The sequence below is a fragment of the Thermomonas beijingensis genome (assembly GCF_020034655.1).
GTDB lineage: Bacteria > Pseudomonadota > Gammaproteobacteria > Xanthomonadales > Xanthomonadaceae > Thermomonas > Thermomonas beijingensis.
Window position 1 is genome coordinate 789,685 of record NZ_JAIQDJ010000001.1, and the last position, 16,755, is coordinate 806,439.

17 protein-coding genes are annotated in these 16,755 nt (G+C 62.4%); 10 read left to right on the plus strand and 7 right to left on the minus strand.

The genetic code is table 11. The features are described from left to right. Window position 1 precedes the first annotated feature (1 nt). The 4 genes from asnB to K7B09_RS03695 all read left to right on the plus strand — a co-directional run bounded on the left by asnB (window position 2) and on the right by K7B09_RS03695 (window position 4,107). Window positions 2-1,690, plus strand: a complete 1,689-nt coding sequence (asnB, locus tag K7B09_RS03680) for an asparagine synthase B (protein ID WP_223626876.1) — start codon at window positions 2-4, stop codon at window positions 1,688-1,690. A gap of 70 nt (window positions 1,691-1,760) precedes the next feature. Further along, a complete protein-coding gene (lexA, locus tag K7B09_RS03685) occupies window positions 1,761-2,396 on the plus strand; it encodes a transcriptional repressor LexA (protein ID WP_223626878.1) in 636 nt (211 codons plus the stop codon). A 182-nt stretch (window positions 2,397-2,578) separates the two neighbouring features. Next, a complete protein-coding gene (recA, locus tag K7B09_RS03690) occupies window positions 2,579-3,610 on the plus strand; it encodes a recombinase RecA (RefSeq protein WP_223626879.1) in 1,032 nt (343 codons plus the stop codon). After that, the gene (locus K7B09_RS03695; protein WP_223626880.1) at window positions 3,607-4,107 is read left to right on the plus strand and encodes a regulatory protein RecX; all 501 of its coding nucleotides are present in this window, start codon (window positions 3,607-3,609) and stop codon (window positions 4,105-4,107) included. Before recA ends, K7B09_RS03695 begins: the two co-directional genes overlap by 4 nt. Window positions 4,108-4,155: 48 nt before the next feature. On the opposite strand, the gene dxs is transcribed toward K7B09_RS03695, so the two are convergent. The 6 genes from dxs to trxA form a co-directional block, all read right to left on the minus strand. Continuing rightward, window positions 4,156-6,060: a 1-deoxy-D-xylulose-5-phosphate synthase gene (dxs, locus tag K7B09_RS03700; protein ID WP_223626882.1), complete on the minus strand. Its 1,905-nt coding sequence runs from the start codon at window positions 6,058-6,060 to the stop codon at window positions 4,156-4,158. Window positions 6,061-6,175: 115 nt separating this feature from the next. Further along, the gene (locus K7B09_RS03705; protein ID WP_223626884.1) at window positions 6,176-6,412 is read right to left on the minus strand and encodes a hypothetical protein; all 237 of its coding nucleotides are present in this window, start codon (window positions 6,410-6,412) and stop codon (window positions 6,176-6,178) included. Between the two features lie 114 nt (window positions 6,413-6,526). Then, window positions 6,527-7,297: a queuosine precursor transporter gene (locus K7B09_RS03710; protein ID WP_223626885.1), complete on the minus strand. Its 771-nt coding sequence runs from the start codon at window positions 7,295-7,297 to the stop codon at window positions 6,527-6,529. Between the two features lie 2 nt (window positions 7,298-7,299). Further along, window positions 7,300-7,992, minus strand: coding sequence for a DUF502 domain-containing protein (locus tag K7B09_RS03715; protein WP_223626887.1), 693 nt, complete (start codon window positions 7,990-7,992; stop codon window positions 7,300-7,302). Window positions 7,993-8,024: 32 nt separating this feature from the next. After that, window positions 8,025-10,022 (minus strand): serine/threonine-protein kinase, encoded by a 1,998-nt coding sequence (locus tag K7B09_RS03720; protein WP_223626889.1) that lies wholly within the window; start codon window positions 10,020-10,022, stop codon window positions 8,025-8,027. A 121-nt stretch (window positions 10,023-10,143) separates the two neighbouring features. Continuing rightward, the gene (trxA, locus tag K7B09_RS03725; RefSeq protein ID WP_223626891.1) at window positions 10,144-11,016 is read right to left on the minus strand and encodes a thioredoxin; all 873 of its coding nucleotides are present in this window, start codon (window positions 11,014-11,016) and stop codon (window positions 10,144-10,146) included. 134 nt (window positions 11,017-11,150) lie between these two features. Between trxA and K7B09_RS03730 the strand changes: the two genes are divergently transcribed. The 4 genes from K7B09_RS03730 to K7B09_RS03745 are packed head-to-tail and all read left to right on the plus strand — an operon-like array spanning window position 11,151 to window position 13,094. Continuing rightward, window positions 11,151-11,801 carry a hypothetical protein gene (locus K7B09_RS03730; protein WP_223626893.1) on the plus strand — a complete coding sequence of 217 codons (651 nt, stop codon included), beginning with the start codon at window positions 11,151-11,153 and terminating at the stop codon, window positions 11,799-11,801. After that, entirely contained in the window at window positions 11,798-12,253 is a 456-nt protein-coding gene (locus K7B09_RS03735; RefSeq protein WP_223626895.1) for a hypothetical protein, read from the plus strand. The genes K7B09_RS03730 and K7B09_RS03735 overlap by 4 nt, the downstream gene beginning before the upstream one ends. Continuing rightward, complete coding sequence (locus K7B09_RS03740; RefSeq protein ID WP_263296602.1) at window positions 12,250-12,468, plus strand: helix-turn-helix transcriptional regulator; 219 nt, start codon at window positions 12,250-12,252, stop codon at window positions 12,466-12,468. Before K7B09_RS03735 ends, K7B09_RS03740 begins: the two co-directional genes overlap by 4 nt. Then, window positions 12,450-13,094 carry a DUF998 domain-containing protein gene (locus K7B09_RS03745; RefSeq protein WP_223626897.1) on the plus strand — a complete coding sequence of 215 codons (645 nt, stop codon included), beginning with the start codon at window positions 12,450-12,452 and terminating at the stop codon, window positions 13,092-13,094. The genes K7B09_RS03740 and K7B09_RS03745 overlap by 19 nt, the downstream gene beginning before the upstream one ends. Here K7B09_RS03745 and K7B09_RS03750 read toward each other — a convergent pair. Next, window positions 13,042-13,356: a SemiSWEET transporter gene (locus tag K7B09_RS03750; RefSeq protein ID WP_223626899.1), complete on the minus strand. Its 315-nt coding sequence runs from the start codon at window positions 13,354-13,356 to the stop codon at window positions 13,042-13,044. The genes K7B09_RS03745 and K7B09_RS03750 overlap by 53 nt on opposite strands. 72 nt (window positions 13,357-13,428) lie before the next feature. On the opposite strand from K7B09_RS03750, the gene leuS reads away from it, so the two are divergent. Both leuS and K7B09_RS03760 read left to right on the plus strand, forming a co-directional pair. Beyond that, on the plus strand, window positions 13,429-16,173 hold the full coding sequence (gene leuS / locus K7B09_RS03755) for a leucine--tRNA ligase (protein WP_223626901.1): 2,745 nt from the start codon (window positions 13,429-13,431) through the stop codon (window positions 16,171-16,173). Between the two features lie 71 nt (window positions 16,174-16,244). After that, window positions 16,245-16,754 carry an LPS-assembly lipoprotein LptE gene (locus K7B09_RS03760; RefSeq protein ID WP_223626903.1) on the plus strand — a complete coding sequence of 170 codons (510 nt, stop codon included), beginning with the start codon at window positions 16,245-16,247 and terminating at the stop codon, window positions 16,752-16,754. Window position 16,755 lies beyond the last annotated feature (1 nt).

Genomic DNA, 16,755 nt, shown 5'->3' on the forward strand with positions numbered 1-16,755 from the left:
CATGTGTTCCATCTTCGGAATATTTGATCTGCAATCGGCCAGCGAAAGTCAGCAACTACGGCGCGAAGCCCTGGAGCGCTCCGGCCATCAGCGCCACCGTGGCCCGGATTGGAGCGGGGTGTATGTGGATGCCGGCGCGATCCTTGTGCATGAACGGCTTGCCATCGTCGATCCCGCCGGTGGCTCGCAGCCGCTGCTGTCCGACGACGGCCAACTGGTGCTGGCGGTCAATGGCGAGATCTACAACCATCGCGCCCTCAAAACCGAGCTCGCCCAGCCCTATGCCTTCCAGACCGAATCCGATTGCGAGGTAATCAACGCGCTGTATCGCGAAGACGCGCCGGCCTCCTTCCTCAACCGCTTGAACGGCATCTTCGCGTTCGCGTTGTGGGACAAGGCCAAGGGGGGCGCGATCATCGCCCGCGATCCGATCGGCGTGGTGCCGCTGTATTGGGGCCATGACAAGGAAGGCCGCTTGCGGGTGGCATCGGAGATGAAGGCGCTGGAAGCCGACTGCGCGGACGTGGCGCAGTTTCCGCCGGGGCATTGGTTCGATACGGCCACGGGAGAACTGACCCGGTACTACCAACAGCCGTGGCGTGATTACGCGGCGGTGGAAGGTGCAGAGGTCGGGTTGGCCGAATTGCGCGAAGCGTTCGAAGCCGCCGTGCATCGTCAGCTGATGACCGACGTGCCGTATGGCGTGTTGTTGTCGGGCGGTTTGGATTCCTCGTTGGTGGCCGCTGTGGCTGCACGCTATGCGCGGCATCGGGTTGAGGATGGTGATCAAACCGAAGCGTGGTGGCCGCGCTTGCACAGTTTTGCCATCGGCTTGAAGGGCTCACCGGATCTGGCTGCAGCTAAGGTGGCGGCAGACATGCTGGGTACCGTCCATCACGGGTTCGAATACACCTTCGAAGAAGGTCTCGACGCGCTGCCGGAGGTGATTCGTCATGTCGAAACCTATGATGTGACGACCATTCGCGCATCGACGCCGATGTTCCTGCTGGCACGCCGGATCAAGGCGATGGGGGTGAAGATGGTGCTGTCCGGCGAGGGCAGCGACGAGATTTTTGGTGGCTATTTGTATTTCCACAAAGCGCCCAATGCACGTGAATTCCACGAGGAGTTGGTGCGCAAACTGGATGCGCTTTACAACTACGACTGCCTGCGTGCCAACAAGTCGATGATGGCCTGGGGCGTGGAGCCACGGGTGCCGTTTCTGGACCGCGAATTCCTAGACGTGGCGATGCGCATGGATGCCAAGGTCAAGATGGTGGACAAGGCCAGCGGGCGGATTGAAAAGGCGGTGCTGCGGCAAGCCTTCGAGGGCTATCTGCCGAAGGAAATTTTGTGGCGGCAAAAAGAGCAATTCAGCGATGGTGTGGGCTACGGCTGGATCGATGGTTTGAAGGCGCATGCCGAGGCGCATGTCACCGACCGCACGCTTGCCGCCGCCGACAAGCGCTTTCCGCACAACCCGCCGCAGACGAAAGAGGCCTATTTCTACCGCACGATGTTTGCGCGCTTCTACCCCAGCCCGGCAGCGGCGGAAACCGTGCCCGGTGGCAAGTCGATCGCGTGCTCTTCACCCGCCGCCATTGCGTGGGATGCCAGCTTTGCCGCGATGGCCGACCCGTCCGGACGCGCGGTGGCAGGGGTACATGAGCAGGCGGTGACAGTGGTGTGACGGTGCGGGGGGGCTGCCGGGGCGCGAAAGGTTTGACAATGAGAGGTCGTTAGTAGTATTACTACTAACCATGATGCTTACCGACACCCAGCTCGCCATCCACGCCTTCCTTGCCGAGCGCATCGAAGCTGATGGGTTTGCGCCGTCGCAGACGGAAATCGCGCGTGCCTTTGGCTTCAAAGGCGTACGTGCGGCCCAATACCACTTGGAGGCACTGGAAGCGGCGGGGGTGCTGGAACGCAGCCCCGGCCGTGCGCGCAGCCTGCGCCTGCTGCAATGGCCAGACGGCCCCAAGCAGCTGCCCTTGCCTGCCAATGATGACGCCCTGCAATTGCCGGTACTGGGGCAAGTGGCCGCCGGTGTACCCATCGGAGCAGACATTGGCAGCGAGCAGATGGTGCTGATGGATCGCGCCTTGTTCACGCCCACACCGGATTACTTGTTGAAGGTGAAGGGCGATTCGATGCGCGATGAGGGCATCTTCGATGGCGATTTGATTGGTGTGCATCGCACCAACGAAGCCCGCAACGGGCAGATTGTGATTGCGCGCATTGATGACGAAATCACGGTGAAGTTGCTGCGCATCGGGCAAGGCCGCATTCGCCTGTTGCCGCGCAACCCCGACTACGCCCCCATCGAAGTCAAACCCGGCCAGGACTTCGCGATTGAAGGCTTGTACTGCGGTCTGGTGCGCCCCAATGCGTAAATCTCGCCCAATGCCTGCTGCATGCGCAAGTGCAATTCCGACGCCGTACACGGCATTTCCCGATGCCCGGCGGTGCAGCAACGTGCGAATTTTTAATCCGGCCCAATGCTGTCGCAGCCTGTGCGACAGCTGCCGCCTAAGCTGACCCCATTCCAGACATCACCGACTTGAGGAGCACCACAATGGACGAGAACAAAAAGCGCGCACTTGCCGCTGCCCTGGGCCAGATCGAACGCCAGTTCGGCAAGGGCTCGGTGATGCGGATGGGCGACCGCACCGTGGAAGCGGTGGAAACCATTGGTACCGGCTCGCTGATGCTGGATATCGCGCTGGGCATTGGCGGCCTGCCCAAAGGCCGCGTGGTGGAAATCTACGGGCCGGAATCTTCCGGCAAGACCACACTGACCCTGCAAACCATCGCCCAGTGCCAGAAGGCCGGCGGCACCTGCGCCTTCATCGATGCCGAGCACGCACTGGATCCGGTCTATGCGCAGAAGCTGGGCGTAAATCTTGAAGATCTGTACCTGTCGCAGCCGGATACCGGCGAACAGGCGCTGGAAATTGCCGACATGCTGGTGCGCTCGAACGCGGTGGACATGGTGGTCATCGATTCGGTCGCTGCGTTGACCCCGAAGGCCGAAATTGAAGGGGAAATGGGTGACCAATTGCCTGGCCTGCAGGCCCGTCTGATGAGCCAGGCGCTGCGCAAGCTGACCGGCAATATCAAGCGCAGCAACTGCATGGTGTTCTTCATCAATCAGTTGCGCCAGAAGATCGGCATCATGATGCCGGGCCAAAGCAACGAAGTGACCACCGGCGGTAATGCGTTGAAGTTCTATGCCTCGGTGCGGTTGGATATCCGCCGGATTGGCAGCATCAAGAAAGGTGATGAAATCATCGGCAACCAGACCCGCATCAAAGTGGTCAAGAACAAGCTGGCGCCGCCGTTCAAGCAAGTCGTCACTGAGATTTTGTATGGCGAAGGCATCAGCCGCGAAGGCGAGCTGATCGACATGGGCGTGGATGCCAAATTGGTTGACAAGGCCGGCGCTTGGTACAGCTACGACGGCGAACGCATTGGCCAGGGCAAAGAAAACGCCCGTCAATACCTCAAGGAAAACGTGGCCGCGGCGCAGAAACTGGAAGCTGCACTGCGTGAGAAATTCGTACCGGAAGAAGCCTCCCGCGATGAAAGTGAAGGCCGCGAAGAATGAGCGCATCGGGTGGCGGTGACGCTGCGTCGTCCTCGTCAGTGGGGCAACGTCGCCGCCGCCCGGAGCCTTCACCCACCCAGCGGGCGTTAGGCTTGCTGACCCGGCGCGAACATTCCCGGCAAGAGCTGACGCGCAAGCTCCAGCAGCGCGGTGTTGCCAGCGCGGATGCAGCAGCGGTGATTGACAAACTGGCTAGTGCGGGCTGGCAAAACGATGCAAGGTTTGCCGAATCACTCGTGCGCAATCGTGCCAATAGCGGCTATGGACCGGCCTATATCCGCGCAGAGCTTTCCACTCATGGCCTCAGCGGTGAGGCCATCAACATTGCAATGGATGGTTTTGAAGGCGATTGGGCAGCGATTGCCCGGGATCTGGTCGACCGTCGCCACCCACAGGCTTTGACAGGCGACCGTGGGGTTCAGCGCAAAGCTGCGGATTTTCTGCTGCGGCGCGGGTTTGCAATGGACCATGTGCGGGCTGCGATAGGCCATCCGTAGCAGCGGCCGATGGCCGCGACCTCGGTTGTGATGCCGCATTTTCAGCGGTCAGGCGCTACGCGCAGCACCAGCCGTTTGTGTCAGGTGTGGCCAGCGCTGCAGCACCGCAGCACGGATACCCGCTACATCCAGCCCGGCTTCGGCCAGCAGGTCTTCACGGCTGGCGTGATGCTGGAAGGCGTCGGGCAGACCCAAGTGCAGGATGGGCAGGTTGCTGCCTTCGGCGGCCAGCAATTCGGCCACACCACTGCCGGCGCCCCCGGCCACCACATTGTCTTCCAGTGTCACCAAGCCTGCATGGGTCTTGCTCAGTTCCAGAATCAGCGCGCGGTCGAGGGGTTTGACAAAGCGCATGTTCACCACGGTCAGGCCAAGTTCTGCCGCCACCTGTTCTGCCGCCGGCACAATCGCGCCAAATGCCAACAGTGCAATGCGTGAACCTTGCCTGCGGAGCTGCGCCTTGCCGATCGGCAGCGTGTCCAGCGTGGACTGCACTGCCACGCCGGGGCCGGTGCCGCGTGGGTAGCGGACGGCGGCGGGGCCGTTGTAGTGAAAGCCGGTGCTGAGCAGTTGCCGGCATTCGTTCTCGTCGGCCGGGGCCATCACCACCATGTTGGGCACGCAGCGCAGGAAACTCAGATCCAGATTGCCGGCATGGGTGGCGCCATCCGGACCGACCACACCGCCACGGTCGATGGCAAACAACACGTCCAATTGTTGGATGGCCACATCGTGCACCAGCTGGTCATAGCCGCGTTGCAGGAACGAGGCATAAATCGCGACGACGGGTTTGGCGCCTTCGCAGGCCATGCCAGCGGCCAGTGTGATGGCGTGTTGCTCGGCGATGGCGACATCAAAATAGCGCTGCGGATACTCTTGGCTGAACCGCACCAGCCCGGAGCCTTCGCGCATCGCCGGGGTGATGCCCAGCAACTTCGGATCAGCGGCGGCCATGTCGCACAGCCAGTCGCCAAACACGTCGGTATAGGTGGGCTTCTTCGCGCCAGCTTTGCCAATCACACCCACCGACGGATCAAACGGGGCAACCGCGTGGTAACCGATTTGATCGCCCTCGGCCAGATCATAGCCCTTGCCCTTGGTGGTGATGATATGCAGTAGCTGCGGGCCTTTCAGGCCTTTGAGGGTTTTCAGGGTATCCAGCAGGGCGGCGGTATCGTGGCCATCAATCGGGCCGGTGTAGTGGAAGCCCATTTGTTCGAACAAGGTGGACGGCACGAACATGCCTTTCCAATGTTCTTCCCAGCGCTTGACGAAGCGCGCCGGTGGGTTGTGCTTGTCACCCAATAATTTTTTGCCGCCTTCGCGAATGGCGTTGAGGGTGCGGTTGCCGGACATGCGGCCCAGCATCTTGGTCAGCCCGCCCACTGCCTCGCTGATCGACATGCGGTTGTCATTGAGGATGACCAGCAGGTTGGGATCGGGTTCCATGCCGCCGGCGTGGCCCAGTGCTTCCCACGCCATGCCGGCGGTCATCGCGCCATCGCCAATCACCGCCACCACTTTGCGCCCGCTGCCGGTCTGTGCACTGGCAATCGCCATGCCCAAGGCCGCCGAAATCGAGGTGGACGAATGCCCCACGCCAAAGCTGTCGTAGTCGGACTCGTCGCGCTTGGGGAAGGGGGCCACGCCGCCTTTTTGCTTGACGGTGTGAATGGCATCGCGCCGCCCGGTCAGGATTTTGTGCGGGTAGCACTGGTGGCCAACATCCCACACCAGGCGATCGCTTGGGGTGTCGAACAAATAGTGCAACACGGTGGTCAGCTCCACCACACCGAGGCCCGCACCAAAGTGACCGCCGGACTTGCCAACCGATTCAATCAGGTACGCGCGCAGCTCATCGGCCACCGCACGCACCTCCGTCTCAGGCAGGGCGCGCAGGTCGGCGGGGCGGTCGATCTTGGATAGCAGGGGGTAGCGGGCAGCATCAATCATGGTGCGTATTGTCGCGCCGACGGGCGGAGCGGGCAATGCGGGCGCGCATGGGCGGGCTTAAACCAGCAAAGCCCGCGATGCGGGCCTTGCCGGGGAGTCGCTGGGTTTGGCTGAATCAGCCGCAACTGCCGCAGCAGGTGCTGCCTTCGGGGTGCTCCGGGGCCATGGTGGCAGGGTAGCCGGCCGCACGCAGGGCATCACTGATGGTGTTTTCGTCCACTGCAGAGTCCACCAACAGACGGCCGCGGGCCAGGTTGGCGGTGATTTTGGCGTGTGGGTCGGCCGCATGGACGGCAAACGCGATGGAGCGGGCGGTGGTTTCATCCACCAGGCCAAGGACGTCGAACAGCATGGGAACTCCAGATAACAAAATGCGCGTGGCACGGTGGCCGCATGATCGAATAGTGCGGCAGCGAACGCCTTGACCGATGTCAGATCATCGCCACTTCGCCGATATGCCGGATGGTCAGTCTTCCTGCGCCGCCAGCGTGCGCAGTTCGGCGGCGCGATCGTGCCCCAGATAGCGGTGGATGCCGACGCGGGCCAAATACAGCAGCGGAATCAGTGCGATGGCGGCCAGCATTTTGTAGACGTAATTGAGCGTCCCGATGGCCAGGAATTGTGCCGTGGGCCAATGCTGAGGGCCGATCACAAAGGCGATGTACAGCACCACGAAACTGTCGACCAATTGCGACACTGCGGTAGAACCGGTGGCGCGCAGCCACGCGTGACGGTCACCGGTGTGGCGACGAATGCGGTGGAACACCCGCACGTCGATCAGTTGCCCGACCAGGAATGCCACCAGTGACCCCACAATGATCCACATGCCCTGCCCGAAGATGGCGGCATACGCGGCCTGATAGTCGGGTACCCCCTGCGTTTGCGCCGCGCCCATCCACCACGTGGCTGGGGCCAGATGGATGGCGATGTAGGCGAACAGGAAGCCGTACGCCACCAGCCCTGCGGCCAACCAACTGATCATGCGCACACCGCGCATGCCGAAGTATTCGTTGACGGTGTCGGTCATGATGAACACGATTGGCCAGATCACGGTGCCGGCGGTGAAATCCAGCGTGCCGCGATTGCCGAACAAATCCCAATGCAGGGGCGCGATGCCCAAAGTGGCTTCCAGCGCAAAAATCTTGACCCCGATGAATTCGGCCAGCACCGCATTGGCACAGAAAAACGCCGCCAGCCCTACAAATAAGCGGATGGTGCGGTCTTCCAGAAGGCGCATATTCAGGTGGTTCCGGCCGTGTCAGCAGGGCGCGCCGCCGGCGGCGAGAATGGAATCGTATCGGGGGCCACGGCGCCCCCGCTGATGATGAAGCTCATCGCCTGATCCACGTTCCAGTCGGTGGGGGTGATTTTCTCCATCGGCACGATTTCCAAATAGCCCGATGTGGGATTGGGTGTGGTGGGCACATACACCGCAGCCAATTCGCGGCCGGTGCCTTGTTCGCGCATCACCCGGGTGACGAAACCGAGGGTCTTCATTTCGTTGTGCGGAAAATCGATCAGCACGACGCGCTGGGTGCCGTCAGGCTTGGTTTGCAGGATATCCAGCAATTTGCGCGCGCTGCCGTAGATGGTGCTGGCCAGTGGGATTCGCGCCACCAGCGCTTCGAACCAGCCCAGCAGGCGCTGGCCAATCACGCGGCGGGTCAGCCAGCCGACCAGCAGGATCACCAGCACGGTGGCGACCAGGGCCAGTGCGTTTTGCACCCACGGTTCCACCAGCCAGCCAAAGGTCATGGGGTTGCCTTCGGCGATACCTCGCAGGGTCGGCTCCACCATGGGCTTGCTTAAATCGCCCAGCAAGACAAAGACAAATTTCACCACCACCCAGGTCAACCAGAGCGGCAGCAGGGTGAGCAAGCCCGTCAGGAACAGGCGTTGCAGGCGGTGGCCAAGCGTGAGGGGGGCAGACATCCGGCTAGTTTACGGGCAACGCGGTGCGGCGTTTAGTCCAATTTTGCCAGTCGTATCCCCACATTGTCATAACCGCGCACGGAATCCAGTGCTTGCAACTTGCCACTGGTCATGCGCTGGGTGCAGGCATGGTCGGCGCACAGGCTCAGCCAGCCCGCCACCGGAGTGGTGGGCTGCGCACGCAATTCGCCGGCACTGGGCAGGCGATAGTGGTGGCCATCCTGTGCTTGCAGCCAACGCGCATAGGCTTGCGCATCGGCAGCGTTGACGCAGACCACCGGCTTGCGATCATTGCCGGTGTTGTTCCAGCGCAGGCTGCGGCCCAGGAAGCCTTTGCCGCAGTCGGCCGCGTCACGCGCGGTGGCGGTGGCAAAGCGTGCGTAGTCGCTTCGGCTGACAGTGATAATACTGACCGGTGTCGTCGCCACCGGCGCCGCCGCCGCCGTTACCTGTGCCGAGGCGCTGGTAGGGCCATTTTGCGCAGCGCTGATACGCGCTTGTAGGTTGCGTTTACGCGCGGGATCCAAGCCTAGCCAGGCGACCTGATCCAACAGTATTTGCGCGGTCTTGCGCGTCTCGGGTTTGGCCAGTTGCACGGTGAGCCGCTCATCCAGCGCTTTGTCCAGTCGAGCCTGCAGCAGGCTGATGGCAGTGCCGGTGCCGCCTCGCCGGTTATCCAGGGTCTGTGCGCGCGCGAATGCGAGTTTGGCGGTGACAGTATCGCCATTGTGCAGTGCCCGCTCTGCTCGATCCCCTAGCGCATCGAATAGCAGCGCAGTCAAACGCAGGGTTTGCGGGTGGGTTGGGGCAACGTGCCACGCAGCTTCAATGCTGTCCCATGCATTGCCATTGCGGGGTTCCAGCAGCTGCCCGGTACGCAGTTGCTCTTCGGCATTGGCTACAAACGCGGCAATGCTGGCATCAGTGCGATCGGTTGCAGGCAGGGCAAGCACGGGGCTAGACGATGCGGGACTACTGGTCGGTGCGGGCAAACCGGTGGCGGGTTGTGTTGCTGCCACCGCGGCGGGCTGGATGACCGCAGCTGTGGATTGATTTGCAAGGTGCAGGTAGTAAGCAGCGCCCAGTGCAGCGAGCAGTACGACGCCAGCCGCTGCAAGCCACAGACCGCGGCGGCGGCTGGTATCTGCCGTTGCCCGCGAGGTCGCCTGCGCTGAAGCGTCAAAGGCGGCCGGAACCTCCACCGCGGCGAACGCCTTCCCTGATTGCTTTTCCAATTGCACTAGCGCGCTCAGCATTTCTTGCGCGCTGGCGAACCGGTCACCTGGTTGCTTGGCCATCGCCTTGTCGATGAAAGGCTGCCAATGCTTGAGTACTGACGGTAAGCGCGGGATGGGTTCCTGCACATGCCTGATCGCCATGGTCAGCGCATCGCCAGCGTTGTACGGCAGGCGGCCCACCAGCATTTCCCAAGTCAAGACACCCATGCTGTAAAGATCAGCACGGCGATCTACTTCTTGCCCACGTGCTTGTTCCGGCGGCATGTAGGCCGTGCTGCCCACCGCCAGCCCGGCATTGGTCAGGCGTGGGTTGCTGCCACGCCGCAGGGCGATACCGAAATCAGTCAGCAGCGGTCGGTCGGCCTCATCGAATAGCACATTTTCGGCTTTGACATCGCGATGCACCACCCCGCGCACATGCGCGTAGTCCAGCGCCTGCAACAGTTGGCTCAGGATCGCGGTGATTTTTGGTTGGTCGCCGGCCAGCTTGCGTTGTGCCAAATGCCCATGCGAGAGATACGGCATCGAATAGAACAGGAGGTTTTCGGGGGTGTGGCCAACCTCGTGAATACGTACGATGCCGGGGTGTTCCAGCCGTGCGATGGTGCGGGTTTCATTTTCGAAACGCGCGCGATTGGTGCCATCGGTCAGTGCATCGGGCAACATCACCTTCAACGCAACCTTGCGATCCAGCGAGACTTGCTCGGCCAGATATACGGTGGACATGCCGCCTTGGCCAATAACGCGCAACAGCTTGTAGCCGTCAATGCGTGGAAAGGTTTGATCTGTCACTGCGTCTTGCTCCAGCAAGCCCCCCCGAGCCCGCCGCGAGCATACGACGGACACGCAGGCCAAGGGAATGCTTGTGCTTGACCAGTGTGAAGCGGTGCCAGCGTACCAATCACACCGGCAATTACACCAGCAGCAATGCCGACATCTGCCGGCGCACGCGGCTGACCAGATCTGCGTCGTCCAGAATCCGGAACGCATCGATCAGCGATTTGCGCGCCAGCCCGTCGGCGTAAGCCTTGTCGCGCCTCAGCATGTCGATGAATTGCGCCAGCCCGGCTTCGGCATCACCGCCGACCAATTGGCGTACGCCCAGCAGGTGGCGCGCGCGCAGGTCGGCGGGGTCACTGGCAATCGCGGCGTGCAGCACTTCGAGCGGTGGCGCGTCCTTGAGCAGGGCGGCAAAACCCAGACGAGCACGTGCCTTGATGGTGCGCTCATCGGTGGCCAGGTTGGCCGGCAGCTTGTCCAGCAAGTGTTCGGCTTCCACCGCCGCACCGGTTTGCAGCAGCGCCAGTGCCAGATCGAGTTGGTGTTCAGCCTTGTCCGGCTCGATCTCGGCCAGCTTGCGCAGACGCAGCACTTCGGCGTGCGGGTCGAGCGGGGCGGAGGGGACTTCGGCCGCGGCGTCATCGACAGGCTCCGCCGGTTGGATGCCCACTTGCGCCAGCATCTCGCGCAATTGGCCCTCCGGCAGTGCGCCGGGGATCGCGCCCAGCACTTGGCCGTCCTTGACCACCGCAATGGTGGGCACAGAGCGAATCTGGAACGCGGCGGCCAGCTCCTGCTCCTTGTCCACATCCACCTTGGCCAACACGAAGGCGCCGTGGTATTCGGCGGCCAGTTTTTCCAGCACTGGCCCAAGCGTCTTGCACGGCCCGCACCATGTGGCCCAGAAATCCACCAGCACGGGCGTTTCCAGCGATTTGCGGATCACCGTGTCTTCAAAGGTGGCAGCGGTGGCATCGAATACGTGCGGATTGTTGGCGTCGGTCATGGCGGCGGCGTTCTTGGGAATGCACAGGAGATGGCGGCGATTGGGCAGGTTAACAAGTGATGTAAAAAATAGTTGACATCACGAAACCGGTATGTAAATTGCACATTACATCTAGTCTGTTGGAGTTTACATCAATGCTCGGGTTGTCTCCGCGTCACCAATTGATGGTCTGGCTGTTGTTGGCCGGGGTCGGCTTGGCGCTATTTTTCAGCGGTGACTACCGCGATATCCCGTTTCCGGTTGGCTGGTTCGGCGCCTGCCTGTTCGTGGCAGCGGTGTGGTTTTCGGTTGCCAAACTGCATGCGCTGCCGCGTAGCGAAGATGAGGCGCAGATTGCGCCGGGGGAGTGGCAGGCATGGATTGGCGTGGCGTTTGTCGGTGCGGTGATTGTGGCTTGTGTCATGCGCGCCGATGCCTTTCTGCCGCAGGTGCCGATTGGCCATAATCCCGAGGCCAGAGTGGCAGGCAAGCACATCGGCACCTTGTTCGTGGCGTGGCTGGTCTTGTTGCATGTGTTGAAAAAGCGCTGGGCCGGCAGCGTGCTGGCCGATGAGCGGGACGCGCACATCGCCCTGATCGCCGGCCACTGGGCGCGTTGCATCACGGCGCTAGGCATCATTGCCATTGCGGTGACATTGGGCTTTTCCGACACCGAGCGCTTGCTGCAATTCAGTTATCCCTTCATCGCGCAAGCGCTGATGTCGGTGCTGCTGGCGGGGCTGTGGTGCGAGCAACTGGCAGCGGCGCTGTTGTATTGGCGTGATCGCCGTGGAGTACAGGCATGAAGTTCTGGATGCAGGGGAAGGCTGAGCGTGACCCCCGGGCGTTTGGTGAGCGTTTTGCGTGGCGGATGGTCATGCTGTTCGCGGGAATGGCGGTGTATCTGACGTTCGGCTCGATTATCGGCGGCCGGCCGATCGCCATCCTGGCGACGCTGATCGCCTTGCCGTTGTCGTACGGCTTCCGCCTGCGTGCCGCTGCCGAAGAGCGGCGTCGGGGCGAGACGATGGAGGACGAGCGCGATGCCTGGATCTTGGCGCAGGGTGATCGTGGGTTTCGGATCGCGGTCTCGTGCTGGTATGGCGTGTTGACGTTGGCGCTGTGCTTTGACACTCCTCGTGCTGCGCTGCAGACGAACGATTGCGCGCTCCCTAGCATGGTCCTGCTGGGCCTGATCGTCGCCAACATCGTAGGGCAGCTGACAGTGGCGGTGCTGTATCGCCGTGACAGGCAATGACGGGTACCCGAATCGCCAATCAGATTCGCCGCCTGCGTTTCGAGCGCGGCGAATTGACCCAGCAGGCGCTGGCCGATGCCTGTGGCGTCACCCGACAGACCATCATTGCGCTGGAAGCGGGGCGCTATGCGCCGTCGCTGGAGTTGGGCTTTCGCATCGCTGATGCGCTGGGTGTGCGGATCGAGGAGGTGTTTCAGTGGCACGCCAGATCATGAAATCCATTGCATTGCCGCAGCTGGGAGCTTGGTTGGCATTGGCGTTTTTCCTTGTCGCCTTGTTGTTGGCCAACCTCGGTGTTCCCGAATATTCCCATCTGCTGCATCCGCTGGCGCTGCGCGGGGCCACCGGTGTGCCGGGGGCGCTGTGGTTCAACCTGGGCGCATTTGTATTGCCGGGTGGGTTGCTGCTGTTGCAGGCACATCTGCTGCGCAAGGCCGTGCAGGAGGCAAGCTGGCGGGTGCGACTTGGGCTGACGCTGATGCAGTTGTCGGCGCTGGCATTTGCCATGCAAGGGTTATTGCCGCTGGATCAGCGGGGTGTGGATGCGGCGGCCAGCCGCTTGCATGTGCTGATGTGGATGCTGTGGTGGATTGCGTTTGTACCCGGTGCGCTGCTGTTGGCGTTGGGCCTGCTGCGGCAGCGGCGCGGGTTGGCGGTGGTGAGTGCGGCGGTTGGTGTATTGGTGCCGCTGCTGGCGGTATGGGCCCCCATTGGTGCGTGGGTGGGGCTGGCGCAGCGGCTGGCATTTGTACTGTGGTTTGGTGGGTGGCTGCTGGTCAGCCGCTGCCTTATTGGTACTTCAGCTTCAGCGCCAAAATCGTTGCCGCCAGCAGGAAGGTGATCGCATTCGACACGATCATCGGCCATGAATGCAGGAAAATGCCGTAGCCAAACCAGCAGGCAATACCAAACGTGAACACCACATACATCCACAACGAGATTCCCGAGGTGTCCCGCGTGCGGATGGTTTTGATGGCCTGCGGCACAAACGACAGCGTGGTGCAGGTCGCAGCCAAATAGCCAAACCATTCCAGCGTCATGCGGCCGCCATGGCGGGCAAATAGCGGGCGGGCAGGGTGCGGCGCGGCATCGGCAATCCTCATCTGGAGGTGGTTGCAGTGTGCCATGCGGGCAGGGGATGGTGCGCTGCGGTAAGCTTTCCAACCCGATCCCGCATGTTGTCCGCCGTGTCCGAACCCGCTGCCTACGAATCCCGTACCGTCGAATCCGCCGCCCAGTCGTTTTGGGCCACCAGCCGCGCGTTTGAAGTGCGCGAGGATTCGACCAAGCCCAAGTACTACTGCCTGTCGATGCTGCCGTACCCGTCGGGCGCGCTGCACGTGGGCCATGTGCGCAACTACACCATCGGCGACGTGATCAGCCGCCACAAGCGCATGACCGGCCACAACGTGCTGCAGCCGATGGGCTGGGACGCGTTCGGCCTGCCGGCCGAGAACGCCGCGATCAAGAACAAGACCGCGCCGGCCAAGTGGACCTACGCCAACATCGAGCATATGCGCACCCAGCTGCGGTCGCTGGGCTACGCCATCGACTGGAGCCGCGAGTTCGCCACCTGCAAGCCGGACTACTACGCCCACGAGCAGCGCATGTTCGTGCGCCTGCTGAAGAAGGGCGTAGCCTACCGCAAGAATTCGGTAGTGAACTGGGATCCGGTCGACCAGACCGTGCTGGCCAACGAGCAGGTCATCGACGGCCGCGGCTGGCGCACCGGTGCGCTGGTGGAAAAACGCGAGATCCCGCAGTGGTTCCTGCGCATCACCGACTACGCGCAGGAGCTGCTGGACGAGCTGGACCGGCTTCCCGGCTGGCCGGACTCGGTCAAGACCATGCAGCGCAACTGGATCGGCCGCAGCCAGGGCCTGGAGATCCAGTTCCCGGTCGATGGCGAGGACGCGCCGCTCACCGTCTTCACCACGCGTCCCGACACGCTGATGGGCGTGACCTTCATCAGCATCGCCGGCGAACATCCACTGGCCCAGAAGGCCGCGCAGGGCAATCCCGAGCTGGCCGACTTCATCGCCGGGCTCAAGCAGGGCGGTGTGTCCGAGGCGGAACTGGAAACCCAGGAAAAGCGCGGCATGGCCACCGGGCAGTGGGCCAGGCATCCGATCACGGGCGAAGACGTGCCGATCTATGTCGCCAACTTCGTGCTGATGGGCTATGGCACCGGCGCGGTGATGGCGGTGCCGGCGCATGACCAGCGCGATTGGGAATTTGCCAAGGCCTACGGCCTGCCGGTCAAGCCTGTGATCGCGGATGCGGCCACTCGTGATGCGCTGGAAGAAATCAATACTCACCTGCACGATCACGATGACCCGATGGCGGTCGCGCTGGGCGGCCACGCGCCGGTGGACGTGTACGAGATCGACGCTGCGGTGGCGACGGTGCGCGAATTCCTGCGTGGCATTGAAGAAGACGGCGCATCCACCGAACGCGGCTGGCTGATCAATTCAGGCGAGTTTTCCGGGATGGATTTCGATGCCGCATTCGAGGCCTTGGCGGCACAACTTGAGGCTGGCGGCATCGGCAAGCGCCAGATCAACTACCGCCTGCGCGATTGGGGTGTGAGCCGGCAACGCTATTGGGGTTGCCCGATCCCAGTGATTTATTGCGCCAGTTGCGGCGCGGTGCCGGTGCCGGAAGATCAACTGCCGGTGGTGCTGCCGGAAGATGTGGCCGATGCGTTTGCCGCGGGTGATGTGCATTCCCCGATCAAATCAGACGCGGCATGGCGCAAGACAACATGCCCCGGTTGCGGCGGTGCGGCCGAGCGTGAAACCGACACCTTCGACACCTTCATGGAATCGAGCTGGTACTACGCTCGTTACACCTCGCCGGGTGCCGCCGATATGGTGGATCAGCGCGCCAATTACTGGTTGCCGGTGGATCAATACATCGGCGGCATCGAGCACGCGATCCTGCACCTGATGTATTTCCGCTTCTATCACAAGCTGTTGCGCGATGCCGGCTTGGTGACGTGCGATGAGCCGGCCACGCGCCTGCTGACGCAAGGCATGGTGATTGCCGATACCTTCTATCGCGAAGACGCCCACGGCGCGAAGGAATGGATCAACCCCGCCGATGTCGAATTGCAGCACGACGAGCGCATGCGGGTGATCGGGGCCACCTCGCGGATCGATGGCCTGCCGGTTCTGATCGGCGGCACCGAGAAGATGTCGAAGTCGAAAAACAACGGGGTGGACCCGCAGATACTGGTGGACAAATACGGTGCCGATACCGTGCGCCTGTTCTCGATGTTTGCCGCCCCGCCAGAGCAATCACTGGAGTGGAGCGATGCCGGGGTGGAAGGCATGGCGCGCTTCCTGCGCCGCTTGTGGCGCGATGTGCACGCGCATGCCGCGCAGCCCGATCACCCGGTCGTTGCTGTTGCACACCTGGATGCGGCACAGAAAACCCTGCGCCGGTTGGTGCACGAAACCATTCAGAAAGTGGGTGATGACTACGCCCGCCGGCACAGCTTCAATACCGCGATTGCCGCGTTGATGGAGCTGCTCAATCACGTCGCCAAGTTCACCGATACCAGCGATCAGGGCCGTGCCGTGCGCCACGAAGCCTTCGAGGCCATCGTGCTGCTGCTCAACCCGATCACCCCGCATATTTGTCACGCGTTGTGGCAAACGCTGGGCCATCCGGAAACCTTGCTGGAAGATCAGCCGTTCCCGCAGGCCGATGCGTCCGCCATGGTGCGCGATGCGGTCAAGCTGGCGGTGCAGGTCAACGGCAAGCTGCGCGGCACCATAGACATGCCCGTGGATGCCAGCCGCGAAGCGCTCGAAGCGGCGGCGCTGGCCGAACCGAATGTGGCCAGCTTCGTGGCCGGGCACACACCGAAGAAGGTGATTGTGGTGCCGGGCAAGATCGTCAATATCGTGGTGTGACAGCACGTTCCGACCCCGTTGTAATGGGGTCGGCAGCAATTTTTCTGTCGTTTTCGCCTAGACTTCCAAGAATGAACTCACGCCTGCTTACCATCGCCCTTGCCGCAACCTTGCTGTCCGGTTGTGGTTTCCATCTGCGCAATGCGCTCAACCTGCCGGCCAATCTGGGCCCCGTGCGGGTGTTGGCCGCCGATCGCTACAGTCCCTTGTCGGAACTGTTGGCGGATGGTTTGCAGCGTGCCGGCGCGCAGGCGGCTGCGGCCGATGCCACTGAAGGTGTTGCCACCTTGCAGGTGATTTCCGAGCAATGGGCCGATACCCCCATCAGCAACGACCAGTCCGGGCGAGCACAGGAATACGCGCTGCGCTATGCGGTGATTTTCAGCCTGCATCGCGCCGACGGCAGCGTGGCCGTGCCGCAGCAGGCAGTGGAATTGTCGCGCGACTATCTGGCCCCGGCGGTGGACTCCATCGGCAAGGCCAGCGAGCGCGAAATGCTGGTGAAGGAGTTGCGCCGTGATATGGCCGCAGCGATTTTGCGGCGGGTCGATGCGGCATCGAAAGCGGTGGTTGTGCCCTGAT

Excerpts from the sequence above, each read along its gene's own strand:
- asnB (WP_223626876.1), top strand. The coding sequence starts at position 2 with ATGTGTTCCATCTTCGGAATATTTGATCTGCAATCGGCCAGCGAAAGT.
- lexA (WP_223626878.1), top strand. The coding sequence starts at position 1,761 with ATGATGCTTACCGACACCCAGCTCGCCATCCACGCCTTCCTTGCCGAG.
- recA (WP_223626879.1), top strand. The coding sequence starts at position 2,579 with ATGGACGAGAACAAAAAGCGCGCACTTGCCGCTGCCCTGGGCCAGATC.
- K7B09_RS03695 (WP_223626880.1), top strand. The coding sequence starts at position 3,607 with ATGAGCGCATCGGGTGGCGGTGACGCTGCGTCGTCCTCGTCAGTGGGG.
- dxs (WP_223626882.1), bottom strand. The coding sequence starts at position 6,060 with ATGATTGATGCTGCCCGCTACCCCCTGCTATCCAAGATCGACCGCCCC.
- K7B09_RS03705 (WP_223626884.1), bottom strand. The coding sequence starts at position 6,412 with ATGCTGTTCGACGTCCTTGGCCTGGTGGATGAAACCACCGCCCGCTCC.
- K7B09_RS03710 (WP_223626885.1), bottom strand. The coding sequence starts at position 7,297 with ATGCGCCTTCTGGAAGACCGCACCATCCGCTTATTTGTAGGGCTGGCG.
- K7B09_RS03715 (WP_223626887.1), bottom strand. The coding sequence starts at position 7,992 with ATGTCTGCCCCCCTCACGCTTGGCCACCGCCTGCAACGCCTGTTCCTG.
- trxA (WP_223626891.1), bottom strand. The coding sequence starts at position 11,016 with ATGACCGACGCCAACAATCCGCACGTATTCGATGCCACCGCTGCCACC.
- K7B09_RS03730 (WP_223626893.1), top strand. The coding sequence starts at position 11,151 with ATGCTCGGGTTGTCTCCGCGTCACCAATTGATGGTCTGGCTGTTGTTG.
- K7B09_RS03735 (WP_223626895.1), top strand. The coding sequence starts at position 11,798 with ATGAAGTTCTGGATGCAGGGGAAGGCTGAGCGTGACCCCCGGGCGTTT.
- K7B09_RS03740 (WP_263296602.1), top strand. The coding sequence starts at position 12,250 with ATGACGGGTACCCGAATCGCCAATCAGATTCGCCGCCTGCGTTTCGAG.
- K7B09_RS03750 (WP_223626899.1), bottom strand. The coding sequence starts at position 13,356 with ATGAGGATTGCCGATGCCGCGCCGCACCCTGCCCGCCCGCTATTTGCC.
- leuS (WP_223626901.1), top strand. The coding sequence starts at position 13,429 with ATGTTGTCCGCCGTGTCCGAACCCGCTGCCTACGAATCCCGTACCGTC.
- K7B09_RS03760 (WP_223626903.1), top strand. The coding sequence starts at position 16,245 with ATGAACTCACGCCTGCTTACCATCGCCCTTGCCGCAACCTTGCTGTCC.